Source organism: Streptomyces sp. NPDC048288 (genome assembly GCF_043201555.1).
In the GTDB taxonomy this organism is placed as follows: Bacteria; Actinomycetota; Actinomycetes; order Streptomycetales; family Streptomycetaceae; genus Streptomyces.
The window spans coordinates 78421-91276 of record NZ_JBICZD010000018.1 but is presented as its reverse complement, the minus strand read 5'-3'; the positions used below and the strand labels follow the sequence as shown (position 1 = coordinate 91276).

General features: G+C 69.9%; 11 protein-coding genes and 1 pseudogene. 8 read left to right on the top strand and 4 right to left on the bottom strand.

Annotated features, from left to right (window positions below; translation table 11 throughout):
- The first annotated feature begins 36 nt into the window (after window positions 1-36).
- Window positions 37-1578 carry an AMP-binding protein gene (locus ACGFZS_RS44295; protein ID WP_393799912.1) on the top strand — a complete coding sequence of 514 codons (1542 nt, stop codon included), beginning with the start codon at window positions 37-39 and terminating at the stop codon, window positions 1576-1578.
- A gap of 111 nt (window positions 1579-1689) precedes the next feature.
- Here ACGFZS_RS44295 and ACGFZS_RS44290 read toward each other — a convergent pair whose 3' ends face one another.
- Both ACGFZS_RS44290 and ACGFZS_RS44285 read right to left on the bottom strand, forming a co-directional pair.
- Window positions 1690-2691 carry a DUF6215 domain-containing protein gene (locus tag ACGFZS_RS44290; protein WP_393799911.1) on the bottom strand — a complete coding sequence of 334 codons (1002 nt, stop codon included), beginning with the start codon at window positions 2689-2691 and terminating at the stop codon, window positions 1690-1692.
- A gap of 239 nt (window positions 2692-2930) precedes the next feature.
- Window positions 2931-3824: an IS982 family transposase gene (locus tag ACGFZS_RS44285; RefSeq protein WP_393799910.1), complete on the bottom strand. Its 894-nt coding sequence runs from the start codon at window positions 3822-3824 to the stop codon at window positions 2931-2933.
- Window positions 3825-3933: 109 nt separating this feature from the next.
- Between ACGFZS_RS44285 and ACGFZS_RS44280 the strand changes: the two genes are divergently transcribed.
- Window positions 3934-4392, top strand: coding sequence for a nuclear transport factor 2 family protein (locus tag ACGFZS_RS44280; RefSeq protein WP_393799909.1), 459 nt, complete (start codon window positions 3934-3936; stop codon window positions 4390-4392).
- Window positions 4393-4731: 339 nt separating this feature from the next.
- Here ACGFZS_RS44280 and ACGFZS_RS44275 read toward each other — a convergent pair.
- Window positions 4732-4905, bottom strand: a pseudogene (locus tag ACGFZS_RS44275) (IS256 family transposase); the annotation flags it as partial.
- A 362-nt stretch (window positions 4906-5267) separates the two neighbouring features.
- On the bottom strand, window positions 5268-5420 hold the full coding sequence (locus tag ACGFZS_RS44270) for a hypothetical protein (protein ID WP_393799908.1): 153 nt from the start codon (window positions 5418-5420) through the stop codon (window positions 5268-5270).
- 150 nt (window positions 5421-5570) lie between these two features.
- Here ACGFZS_RS44270 and lexA point away from each other — a divergent pair, with 150 nt between their 5' ends.
- The 6 genes from lexA to ACGFZS_RS44240 all read left to right on the top strand — a co-directional run bounded on the left by lexA (window position 5571) and on the right by ACGFZS_RS44240 (window position 12826).
- Window positions 5571-6248, top strand: a complete 678-nt coding sequence (gene lexA / locus ACGFZS_RS44265; RefSeq protein ID WP_393799907.1) for a transcriptional repressor LexA — start codon at window positions 5571-5573, stop codon at window positions 6246-6248.
- Complete coding sequence (locus tag ACGFZS_RS44260; RefSeq protein WP_393799906.1) at window positions 6245-6523, top strand: DUF1214 domain-containing protein; 279 nt, start codon at window positions 6245-6247, stop codon at window positions 6521-6523. Before lexA ends, ACGFZS_RS44260 begins: the two co-directional genes overlap by 4 nt.
- Window positions 6524-6677: 154 nt before the next feature.
- Entirely contained in the window at window positions 6678-8960 is a 2283-nt protein-coding gene (locus ACGFZS_RS44255) for an MMPL family transporter (RefSeq protein ID WP_393799905.1), read from the top strand.
- A gap of 186 nt (window positions 8961-9146) precedes the next feature.
- Window positions 9147-10472 carry a sensor histidine kinase gene (locus tag ACGFZS_RS44250; protein ID WP_393799904.1) on the top strand — a complete coding sequence of 442 codons (1326 nt, stop codon included), beginning with the start codon at window positions 9147-9149 and terminating at the stop codon, window positions 10470-10472.
- Complete coding sequence (locus ACGFZS_RS44245) at window positions 10469-11125, top strand: response regulator (RefSeq protein ID WP_393799903.1); 657 nt, start codon at window positions 10469-10471, stop codon at window positions 11123-11125. The genes ACGFZS_RS44250 and ACGFZS_RS44245 overlap by 4 nt, the downstream gene beginning before the upstream one ends.
- A gap of 84 nt (window positions 11126-11209) precedes the next feature.
- Window positions 11210-12826 carry a streptophobe family protein gene (locus ACGFZS_RS44240; RefSeq protein WP_393799902.1) on the top strand — a complete coding sequence of 539 codons (1617 nt, stop codon included), beginning with the start codon at window positions 11210-11212 and terminating at the stop codon, window positions 12824-12826.
- The last annotated feature ends 30 nt before the right edge of the window (window positions 12827-12856 follow it).

Below are 12856 nucleotides of genomic sequence, written 5' to 3'. Positions count from 1 at the left end.
GCAGGGTCGGCCCCTATCTGCGAAGAGGCGGTACTGATGCGTGTACCCATGACGATCACGGACTTCCTGGAGCGTGCGGAACTCGGCTTCCGCGACAGCGTGGGCGTGGTGGACGAGCCGAACCAGCCCGCGCCGGCCGTGCCGACGGGCACGTACGGGACCTTCGCCGAACGTGTACGCGCCTGGCAGGCCGGTCTCGACACGCTGGGCGTACGGGAGGGCGAGCGGGTGGCGGTGGCGAGCCACAACTCCGCGCGTCTCCTGGAACTGCTGTTCGCGCTTCCCATGAGCGGGCGGGTCTGTGTTCCGGTCAACTTCCGTCTGAAGCCGGACGAGGTCGACTACATCGTGCAGCAGAGCGGGGCGTCGGTCCTTCTGACCGACCCGGAACTGGACGGTGCGCTGTCGGGGATCAAGGTGCGGCACCGCTACGTGCTCGGGGAGCAGACGGACTCGGAGGTGATGCGGTTCGGTGTCGAGCCGCGCCCTTGGTCCGCGCCGGACGAGGACGCGACGGCGACGATCAACTACACGTCCGGTACCACGGCCCGCCCGAAGGGCGTGCAGCTGACCCACCGCAACATCTGGGTCAACGGCCTGACCTTCGGCCTGCACACGCGGGTGTGGGAGCAAGACGTCTACCTCCACACACTGCCGATGTTCCACTGCAACGGCTGGGGCATGCCGTACGTGATGGCAGGTCTCGGCGTGAAGCAGGTGGTGCTGCGCAAGGTCGACGGCGCGGAGATCCTGCGACGGGTCGACGAGCACGGGGTCTCCCTGATGTGCGGGGCGCCCCCCGTGTGGCAGGCGGTCCTGGACGCGGCGGCGGACTGGCAGGGACCGGTGCCCGGCCGGGAGCGCGTGCGGATCGTGTGCGCGGGAGCGCCGCCTCCGAGCAGGCTGATCCAGCGGGTGGACGAGGAGTTGGGCTGGGAGTTCACCCAGATCTACGGCCTCACGGAGACGTCTCCGCTGCTGACGTTCAACCGCACCCGCCCCGCCGACGAGCACCTCTCCGCGCAGGAACGGGCCCGGAAGCTGTCACGTGCGGGACTGCCCGCGCTCGGGGTGAAACTGCGGGTCTCCGATACGGGCGAGGTGCTGGCCCGCTCGAACACGGCCATGGACGGCTACTGGGGCAAGCCCGAGGAGAGCGAAGTCGCCCTGGAGGAAGGCTGGTTCCACACCGGCGACGGAGGCACGATCGACGCCCAGGACGGTCACCTGACGATCTCGGACCGGAAGAAGGACGTGATCATCACCGGTGGCGAGAACGTGTCGTCGATCGAGGTGGAGGACGTGATCTTCCGCCACCCGGCCGTGACCGAAGTGGCCGTGATCAGCGTGCCCGACGAGAAGTGGGGCGAGACGATCAAGGCACTGGTGGTGCTGGCCGAAGGAGAGTCGGTCTCGGAGGCCGAGATCATCGCGCACTGCAAGGAGCGCATGGCGGGGTACAAGGCGCCGACGAGCGTGGAGTTCAGGGATTCGATCCCACGGACGGCCACCGGCAAGATCCAGAAGTTCAAACTGCGCGAGCCGTACTGGGAGGGAAGGGAGCGAGGCGTCAACTGATCCCCCTTGCCCGCGGGGCTACGGCTGCTGTTGTGCTCCCTGACGCCCAGCCCCGCTCCCGGCCGAGGCCGAAGACCGCCCTCAGCGGCAGCGGTCCCGGACTCGCGCGTCTCATCGCACAGGCGGTTCGGGGATCCCCGGGAGGACCTGCTCGGCGATGTCGAGGAGGGCGCTGTCGTTCGGGAGGGTTCCGGACGTGCTCCACACGGTGATTTCGCAGTAGCCGCCCCGGTCGTGGCGGTCCAGGGCCACGGACAGGGTCCTGGCCAGGGGCCCCTCTTCGACCGGTCCGCCGGATGTGCCGCTCCCGAGATTGATCTCGATCTTCATGGTGTGATCCGAGGAGAGGACCGCGGGCCGGCCGAGAACCGAAAGCGTCTTGATGTCCCGCTCGTTCCCGTACTTCATCAGCTTCACGTACTGGTCGGTCGTGAGCTTGTTGTACGTGGCCGAGACGTTCACGGTGTACGTGTCGAACGCGACCTGGGCCTCTGGTTGGGCGACCTTCCCGTCGGTGAGGGCGGCGGTGTTGTTCGAGCCCGAAGCAGAGTTCGCGACCTCTCCAGGCGTTCCGAGAAGCTGGGCGAGCTCCGGCCGGTTGAGCGCCGTGCACAGTTCACCACCGGTCACCGGCCGGGGTGTCCGCTGGTAGGCCTTCGGCAGCTTCTCGTTCTCCCCGCCCGGACACGAGGCGGCTTGCGGTGTGGTGTCGTCCGACGGCAGCACGTGTGGGGCCGCCCACAGCACGCCCGCGAGTGCCCCGATCACGGCCACGGCCGCGAAGGCCTGGCCCCATGCGTTGGGCTCCTTCTCCGGAGTGACCGGCGCGGGACGCGGTACGGCTCCGGTGGTCGGGACCGGGGGAGCAGCGGCGACGGCGGTCGTGTCCGAGGAGGGCGCCGGACTCGGGTTACGGCGTGCGCGCAGGGCCCGTACCACCGTGTGGACGCGCACCGCGGTGAACACGAGGAACACAACGCCGAAACCGGCCACACCCCAGTCGGGATCGCGGACGGCGAGATACAGGAGGCGTACGCCGAGAACGGACCCGAGCATGATGAGCAGGGGCTCACGGACCCAGAACGGCAGAAGACGGAGGAGGAAACCGAGCACCCGGTGATCACAGCAGATCAAGACCGCATGCGCCGTGGTGGAAGCCACAGTTCCGGGCACGTGCCGGGCATCGCCGGCTCCGCGGACCGCGACGAAACGGGCACGCAGGAGCGGGGGTGCCTGGCGACGAGGGGGGCGAGTAAACGGCTCGGCCCTATTCCTCCGGGCGACTACTGTGCTGCTGCTGGATCGTTCACCGACGAGTGGGGGAGGAGCCTAGACGAATGAGTCCGATGTGATCAGTGGTCATACGCGATTAGCGAGCGGGTCACTGGTGCGCCGGTCTTGTTGTTGTGCCAGATGGCGGCGGCCAGCGCGAGGACGCGCTGGGCGACTCGGATCGCGGCGCCCTCGAAGGTCCGTCCGCCGTGTTGTTCCAGGTCGAGCTGGCCTTTGAGGGTGTCATTGACCGACTCGATCAGCTGGCGGACCTTCTTGAGCATCGGCTCGCCGTGGCGCTTCTTCTCGCGCTTTCGCGAGGGTCGCAGCAACTCAACGCCGAGCCCGGCGAGGTCCTTCTCGAACGCCTTCGAGGTGAATCCCTTGTCTGAGATAAGCAGGATGCCCTCCCGTCGGGCGACCAGCTCGGCGTCCACCTCAAGCATCGCGGCCAGGACCTCCCGCTCACCGATCTTCGGGTTGGCCAGCGCCCACAGGATCGGCATGCCCGTCGGCGTGCAGACCAGGTACAGGCGCAGACCCCAGAAGAAGCGGGAGTGGGAGGCGCAGTAGCCGTAGCCGGCCCAGCCCGCCAGGTTCGAGCGCTGCACGGTCGGGCGTGACATGCCACAGGGCACCGGTGTGGAATCGGTGATCCACACGGTGTCCGTCCAGAAGCCGCTTTCCATGGCCAGCTCCCGGATCATGCGCTTGACCAGTGGCAACGCTGCACGAAGACGCTTGTTGTAGCCGGACTGCTGCAGCAGGTACGGGAACAGGCCGGACAGGCGCTTGCGAGCGAACCGCAGCCACCGCGCCTCGGAGCGGTAGCCGAGCAGTGCCTGAGCTACCGCCAGGCAGACGAGTTCGGAGTCGCTGAGCAGGGGAGGTCGCCCCATCCATCGCGTTCCTCCGATCTCGTCGTCGATCTTCACATAGAGTGCGGTCAAGAGGGTCTCCAAGTCGGGCGTCACAACCGGATCTTGGAGGCCCTCGCCTGGTCCGCACGCCCAAATTCCTGAAGTTCTGACTCAGCGCTCGAACGAAACCGTCCACACGATGACTGAACGGAGTCCAACCGCCATGCCGGACACAACCTCGGCCGACCTCGGCCCTCGTGAGGTCCTGGCCCGTTACCAGCGGGCGATGCTCGACAAGTCCGCGGACGACCTGGCCGATCTGTATGCGGTTGACGCCGTACACGAGTTCCCCTTCCTCTTCCCCGGCATGCCCGAGCGCTACCAGGGACGCGAAGAGGTCCGCGCGGGCTACCGAGCGGCCTGGGGTGCAAGCCCAACGCAACCGCAGGAGATCCGCGAGGTCATCGTGCACGAGAACACCGACCCGGAGGTGATCGTCGTCGAACAGGTCGTCTCCGGGACCGTCACCACGACCGGCCGGTCCTTCAGCTTCCCCGGCCTCCTCGTGATGCGGATCCGGAACAGTCAGATCCTGCATGTTCGCGACTACATGGACGGTCTCGGCGTGGCGCACGCCATGGACCGACTGACCGCCGTGGCCGCCAGCCTCAGTGACCGCTGAACCTCTGAATCGGACTCATTCGTCTGCCCGAGGGCGCTTGAATGTGAACGACAACGCCCAGACGCCCTCCCCATGGTTATAGGTCCTGTGCGGCGCGTGACTGACGAGCTCCCAACCCTGCTCGCCGAAGCGACGCAGCAGCCTGTTTGCCTCATGAGCTATGTCTCCCCCGGGTGACGGCTGACAGATCACCAGTTGCTGCTCCCACTTCTGCATGAAGCAACCGTGCCCACTCCAGCGGCTTCAGAACTCGGGGCCAGCCTCAAAAATGCAACGAGGCCCTGCCCGCTGCCGGAGCGGGTGAGCCAACTTAACGGCTGATCTTGGTTATTGAGTTGGTCAGTTGTTGGCGGGGGTAAGGCGGCCTTCGAAGGCGATCTGGAAGGCTTTGAGAGGCGCCTTCCAGCGCATGGTCCACCTCTTGCGGCCGTTGCCCGTGGGGTCCAGGCTCATCAGCGCCATGTAGACGCACTTGAGGGCGGCCGTCTCGTTCGGAAAGTGCCCGCGGGCCCGGCCGCCGCCATCTGGCACAACAACAAGACCGGCGCACCAGTGACCCGCTCGCTAATCGCGTATGACCACTGATCACATCGGACTGATTCGTCTAGCTGTGCTGACCAGTTCGCACCCGCCGTAGGTACCTCTGGAGAGCCCGGAGGACCCTACGGAGGTTCTCGATGTCCAGGACTGTTCGCACGACTCCCTGGCGACTCCGCGTCCGAGACGGCGCGTCGGAGTCCATGTCCCTGTACGACCTGCGCTATGCACACGCCGTACTGGCCCGAGCCGCCCGCGAAGGTCGTCGCCCTGCTCCGACGAAGACGCTGCGCCGCGTCACTTCCTGGCAGCCGATGGTGCTCTCCTGCAGAAAGGGCTCATTCCCCGCGGAGATCGCTACGGCCGAACGTCGTGCCCGGCTCCGGGCCCGACTCGAAGTCCAGCGGATCCGCGGACTGCACCACGCCGGCCACGACCTTGACGACGTGGACGTCCCCCCGGTCCGCCACCGTCACGGTGAACTCTGGCACGCGTGGTAGACACGGCGGCGGTCACAGGGCCGTGATCGGCTCCCCCGAGCCTTACCCGAAAGAGTGTTTCATTTACCGGGAGTGGCGGGTTAGGCTCGCGTCAGCGGATCTTGTGCGGACACGCGAACACGCAGATACGGAGGCTCCGGCATGAACGACAGCAACACCCCGCGCCGGGGCCGGCCCCCAGGCCCGCAGACCACGGACGGAAAGCTGACGAGCCGCCAGGAGGCGATCGTCCGCTACATCGCCGAAGCGGTCGCCCGGCAGGGATACCCGCCGTCCATGCGGGAGATCGGCCAGGCCGTACACCTCGCCAGCACCTCCTCGGTCGCCCACCAGCTGTTGGCGCTGGAGAACAAGGGCGTCATCTACCGCGACCCGCACACCCCGCGCGCTTACCAGGTCAGGCCCACATGGGCACCCGATCTGAGCGGCAGAAGCGACGCGGCCGTCGAGGTCCCGCTCGTCGGGACCATCGCGGCCGGTGCCCCGCTGCTCGCCGAGGAGATGGTCGAGGACGTCTACGCCCTGCCCCGGCAGATCGTCGGCGACGGCGAAGTCTTCGCCCTGACCGTCTCCGGCGACTCCATGATCGACGCGGCGATCTGCGACGGCGACATCGTCACCGTGAAACGCCAGGACAGCGCCGACCACGGAGACATCGTCGCCGCGCTGCTGGACGACGAGGCCACCGTGAAGGTCCTGCGTCGGCAGGAAGGCGACGGGCGGGTGTGGCTCATGCCGCGCAATCCGGCCTACCAGCCGATCCCCGGCGACGACGCACGGATCCTCGGCAAGGTCGTCGGCGTGCTCCGCCTGCTGTGACGGGCATCGCGTACTACGGCATACAGATGGACGTGCCGGTGAACTCGATCGGCCGCTACAAGATCAACGACCGGTCGGCGCTGGAAGCCGACGCGGACGGCACCACCGATGTCTACCTCCAGCCCGCCGCGCCCACCACCATGCCGGAGAGCAACTGGCTGCCGACGGCGGACGGCGCGTTCCTGTACGTCCTGCGCGTCTACTGCCCGCAGGACAGCGCACTGGACGGTGACCGGCAGGCGCCGCGCGTGGAGAGGATGCCCGCGGCTGTCTGAGTGGATCAGGGGATGAGTGGCCGTGGTACTCAGGTACTACGGCCACTGCCCTTACTCGGTCCGTTTGTGCCGCTGATCCGGCTCGGAGCGCTCCTAGCGTGATTTTCGGGCCCGGCGATCGGACCGGCCCTCTTCCAAGGACCGGGAGTACTCCGTGGCCACGTTCCTGTACCGGCTGGGCCGGCTCGCCTTCCGGCGACGCCGGCTGGTCACCTTGTTGTGGATCGTCGTAGTGGCGGGCCTCGGGCTCGGCGCCGTGAAGACGTCGGGCAGCGCGAGCGACAGCTTCACCATCCCCGGCAGTCAGTCGCAGCGAGCACTCGACCTGCTCGGGAAGGAGTTCCCGCAGGCGTCGGCGGACGGGGCGAGCGCGCGCATCGTCTTCGAGACGGCGGACGGCGAGACGCTCACCGCCGGCAGCGCCAAGAAGGAGGTCGAGAGCCTCGTCACCGGGCTGAGGACGGCTCCGCAGGTGGCGAGCGTCTCGGACCCGTACCTCTCCGGCGCGGTCAGCGAGGACGGCACCATCGCCTACACGCAGGTGACCTACAAGGTCGCGCAGGCCGAGGTGAGCACGGCGGCCAAGGACGCCCTGCACAAGGTCGCCGAGGAAGGTGACAAGGCGGGACTCACCGTCAGCATGGGCGGCACCGCCGTCAAGGAGAAGGCCGAGAGCGGTGCCGCCGAGCTGATCGGGCTCGCGGTCGCGGCGGTCGCGCTGGTCATCACCTTCGGTTCGCTGGCCGCCGCCGGTCTGCCCCTGCTGACCGCGATCTTCGGTGTCGCCATGGCGATGCTCTCGATCACCATCGCCACCCACCTGTGGAACCTCAGCTCCTCCGCCCCGACCCTCGCCCTGATGCTGGGCCTGGCGGTCGCCATCGACTACGCGCTGTTCATCGTCTCCCGCTACCGCAACGAGCTGAAGGACGGCCACGACCCCGAGGAGGCCGTGGGGCGGGCCCTGGGCACCGCAGGATCCGCGGTCGTCTTCGCCGGTCTCACCGTGATCATCGCGCTGGCCGGGCTCAGCGTCATCGGCATCCGGATGATGACCGACATCGGCCTGTCGGCCGCCTTCGCGGTGGCGCTCGCGGTGCTCATCGCGCTGACCCTGCTGCCCGCGATGCTCGGCTTCGCCGGGACGCGGATCTTCGAGGGCAGGCTCAAGACCCGGCGGATGAGGCGGCTGGAGCACGGCCACGGCATGCCGATGGGCGTGCGCTGGGCGAACTTCGTCACCCGCAACCCCGTGAAGATGCTCGCCGTGTCCGTCGTGGGCCTGCTGGCCCTGGCCGTTCCCGCGCTGTCGCTGGAGACGGCGATGCCCGACGACTCCGTCGCAGCCCCCGGCAGCAGCGCACGCATCGCCTACGACACCGTGACCAAGGGCTTCGGCGCCGGCTACAACGGCCCGCTGACCGTGGTCGTCGACGCCCGCGCCGGCGACGGCGCGAAGAGCGCGGCAGGCGACGCCGTCACCCTGCTCAAGAAGATGGACGACGTCGCCTCCGTCAGCCCGGCCCAGTTCAACGCCTCCGGAGACGTGGCGCTGATCCGGGTCGTGCCGGACAGCTCCCCGAACAGCCAGGCGACGATCGACCTGGTCTCGAACATCCGCGACCAGGGTGCCTCGTACCAGAGCGACACCGGCGCGGCGATGATGGTCACCGGTCTGACCGCGCTGAACATCGACGTCTCCGCCAAGCTCTCCGACGCCCTCGTGCCCTACCTCGCCGTGGTCGTGGGCCTGGCCCTGATGCTTCTGCTGCTGGTCTTCCGCTCGCTGTTGGTCCCGCTCAAGGCCGCCCTCGGCTTCCTGCTCAGCCTCGCCGCCACGCTGGGTGTCGTGGTCGCGGTGTTCCAGTGGGGCTGGTTCGCCGACGCCCTCGGCGTCGACCAGACCTCGCCGATCGTGAGCGTGCTGCCGATCTTCCTGGTCGGCGTGGTGTTCGGTCTCGCCATGGACTACGAGGTCTTCCTGGTGACCCGGATGCGCGAGGCGTACGTCCACGGGGCGGAGCCCACCGAGGCGGTCGTCGCCGGCTTCCGGCACAGCGCCCGGGTGGTCACGGCCGCGGCCATCATCATGATCTCCGTCTTCGGCGGCTTCCTCCTGGACGACGTGGCACTGATCAAGTCGATCGGCCTCGGCCTCGCCTCCGCCGTCCTGTTCGACGCGTTCGTGGTCCGCATGACCCTGGTACCGGCCGTCATGACCCTGCTCGGCCAGCGTGCCTGGGCGCTGCCGAAGTGGCTCGACCGCCTGCTGCCCGACGTGGACGTCGAGGGCGAGAAGCTCCAGCACGCCCTCGCCGAGCGGCAGAACGACGGGCAGAACCCCAAGGGGCAGAACCCCCAGCGGCAGAACTCCCAGGATCAGGAGCCTGACGGGCAGCACGAACCGCTGGCGCCCGCGTCGCCGGGCCGAAGCTGAGCCGACGGCCGTACGATCCGGTCCAGGGACGGGCATGCCTGACCGGCCCTGATCTGCCCCGATCTGCTCTGATCAGTCCAGGTCGGCCCGGCCCCCGCCCAGGCCGACACCTCGGACCCCGCCCGCCGGCTCTACTTCCCCCGAAGGGCCGGCGGGCGGTCCTCCCGCACCATGGAGACGCACGTCATGACCTCACCGCCGACGACGGAGCCGGCCGGGGACCCCTCGACCCTGCTGGGCGACTCCGAACACCGCATGATCGTCCGGCTACTGTCCTGGTCGGCGCGGGTGAACCGGGCCGACCAGGCGCACCCGCGGGTCAGGCGCTGGGGGCTGCCGGCCCTGCTGGCCGTATTCGGACTCCCGGCGCTGGCCAAGGCCGTCGGCGGTGCCGGGCCGGGCGTCCCCATGGTGGTGGCGCTGGTGCTCGGACTCACCGTCCCGCTGCTGTGGCGGGAGCGCCGGCCCATGCCGGTCTTCGCGGTCGTCGCGGCCGTGTCCGTGGCGGACATGGCCACGGGGGTCATGACGGGCTCCAACGCCAGCCGGCTCGTGGCCCTGTACAACGTGGCCCGGCTGGGGACCCCGGTCGAACTGGCCGTCGCCTGCGCGGTCAGCCTTCCCGAGGCGGTCGTGACCGGCCTGATCCTCTCCTCGTACGGGCCCACCGCCTATCTCACCCAGGTCCCGGCCATGGTGACCGTGCTGGTCGTCGGCACGCTGGCCGCGGTCGGGCTGGGGCTGGCCGGCCGGATCGTCCGCGCCTACGTCGCCGCGCTCGAGGACCGGGCCGTCCGCCTGGAGATCGAGCGTGACCAGCGGGCCCGGCTCGCCGTGGCCGACGAACGGGCCCGGGTCGCCCGGGAGATGCACGACATCCTCGGCCACACCCTGTCCGTGATGGTGGGGCTCGCCGACGGCGCCGCCGGGCTCGCCGAGACCTCGCCCAGGCGCGGCGCCGAGACCCTGCGCATCATCGCCGACAGCGGCCGTGGCGCCCTCGCCGAACTGCGCCGTCTGCTCGCGGTCGTCCGCGCGGACGACCGCGAGCAGACGGAACAGGCCCCGCTCGCGCCACAACCCGGCCTGGCCGACCTCGACGCCCTGCTGGAGCGGGTCCGGGCGGCCGGTCCCACCGTCACCCTGCACACCGAGGGCGAACTGACCGGCCTGGGCCAGGGAGTCCAGCTCGCCGTCTACCGCATCGTCCAGGAAGCACTGACCAACACCCTCAAGTACGCGGCTGCCGACACCACCGTCAGGGTCGTCATCGCCGTCGAGCCGGACGCCGTGGACATCGCCGTCGAGGACAGCGGACCGGCCCTCGCCCCGCCGCCCGGTACCGACCGGGAAGGCGGCGGTCACGGCCTGGTCGGCATGCGCGAACGAGCCGCCCTGTATGGCGGGCAGGCCGGCTCAGGTCCCAACTCCCGGGGCGGCTGGACCGTCCGCGCCCGGCTCCTGCCACCCCCGACCCATCCCCCCGCTCACACGGAGAACCCACCGGCATGACCACCGTTCTCATCGTCGACGACCAGGCCCTGCAACGCCTCGGCTTCAGCATGCTCCTGGAACAGCAGCCCGACCTCAGCGTGGTCGGCGAGGCCGGCCATGGCGCCGAAGCGGTCCGCAAGGCCGCCGAACTCCGCCCCGACGTCGTCCTGATGGACATCCGCATGCCCGGCATGGACGGCATCGAGGCCACCCGCCGCATCGTCCAGTCCGGCGGCCGCTCCCATGTCCTGGTCCTGACCACCTTCGACCTCGACGAGCACGCGTACGCCGCCCTGCGCGCCGGTGCCAGTGGCTTCCTGCTCAAGGACGCGCTGCCCGACGAACTCGTCGCCGGCATCCGCGCGGTGGCCGCCGGAGACGCGGTCATCGCGCCCGGCCTGACCCGCAAACTCATCGACGCCTTCTCCGACCGTCTCCCCGGCCGCAGCCCCGAACAGGAGAAGACGCTCTCCGCACTCACCGAGCGCGAGCGCGAGGTGCTCACCGGCATCGCCACCGGCTGGAGCAACGCCGAGATCGGCGAACGCCTCAACCTCGCCGAATCCACCGTCAAGACCCACGTCAGCCGCATCCTCGCCAAGGTCGGCGCCCGCGACCGCGTCCAGGCCGTGATCTTCGCTTACGACACCGGCCTGGTCAGGCCGGCGTGACCGGCACCGGACCCCGCCGACCTCGCAGGTTTCTCTCAGAACCCTTCAGAGGAACCTCGGAAGTGACCGCCAGGCTCGCCGACCATGAGCCAACACCCCGCACTGACGTCGGGCGCGACCCGGCCCGACACCCTTCCGCCGCGTCCCGCCCGTCCGCCCCGGGGCCCTCGTACCCCGGTGGCCGCCGGCCCGGCCGTCACGGGCTTGCAGAACCTGATCGCCGGGTCCGGCGCGGCCGTCGCCGCGTTCGCCGCGATGCTCACGGTGGCCCTGCTGGGGCTGACCCTCACGGGGGCCTCCTCGGCAACCTCTCTGGTACCGGCCGCCGTGACGCTGGTCTGCCTGGCCGTCGGCGGCTCGGCGGACTTCTCCGGCGGATCCGGCGGCGGCCTGCTGTCCATGGGGATGGCGGGCGGTCTGCGCGGTATGCCGCTGGGGGTGACCCTGGCCGGCGCCGTGGCCGTGCTGCCGGTGTTCTTCCGGGGGCTGCGCGGCCGCAAGGTCACGGCCGAGACGATGTTCGCCCGGGTGGCCGCCGCGCTGGTGACCTGGCTGGTGCTCCTCATGGTCTTCTCGCCCTTCGGCAGGGGCAGCCTGGAACTTCCCCAGTCGCTGACGGCCAAGGTGAAGCCCGGCTCGGCGGGCGGGGGACCGGGTGGCGGCCTCGGCGGGCTGCTCGGCGGCGGTTCGGGTGCCGGTTCGGGTGCCGGCTCCGGCGGCGGTGGTCTGCTGGGCAGGCTCACCGGCAGCGGTGTCGGCAGCGGTGTCGGCAGCGGTGCCGGTGGCGGGTTGCTCGGCGGGTCCGGCGGTTCGTCGAGCCTGTCCACCGTGGATTTCGAAGCCGACGTGGCGATCACCGTGTTCGCCGGACTGGCCTGGCTGCTCGTCGTCCTGCTGCTCGGCGTGGCGGCGACCCGGCGGCCCCGCTTCTCGATCCCCTTCGCCACGGGCAGGCTCCGGACGACGCTCGGCCCCGCGCTCTCCGCGACCGCCTCCGTCCTGCTGCCGGTCACGGCCGCCCTCACCGCGGCCGGTGCCGTCGGCGCCTGGTTCCTGGCGGGCGACGACGGCGGCAAGGCGGCCGGAACCATCCTCCTCGCGGCACCGAACGCGGTGATCGCCGTCCTGTCGACGGGCATCGGCGCCTCGTGGACGATGTCCTTCCAGGGCGTGATGGACACGAGCAGCACACTCGGCAGCCTGCTCAGCGGACTGTCCGGCGGCGGCCTGCTCAGCGGTCTCACCGGCAGCTCGGGCGGCGGCGGCTTCACCCCGCCGCACCGCACCATGAGCCTCGCGGACGCCACCGGCAGCCCGGTCGTACGCCTCGGACTGCTGCTGGCCGTCCTGGCGGTGCTGTTCGCCTGCGGGATCCTGACCGCCGCCCGTACGCCCGTGCCCCTGGGGCGGGACGGCCGGCCGCAGCAGACCACCCGGGCGACGCGCGCCGCGCTGACCGCCGTACAGACCGGCCTGGTCTGGTCGGTCCTGTTCCTGGCGGCCGACCTGGTCGGCGGACCCTCCATGACCGCCACCATGTCGATCATGGACAGCCCGCTGATGAACCTGACCGCCGGCGGCGGGGCCGACAGCGCGCTCACCTCCGTCCTGCTCGGCCTGTTCGCGGCCGGCGCGGCCGGGTTCGCCGGGGGGTTCGTCCAGGACGCGTACCGGGCGCGCCGCACGCGACACGCCGGATGACCGCTTCTCTCACGACACGACCGCAGGCCC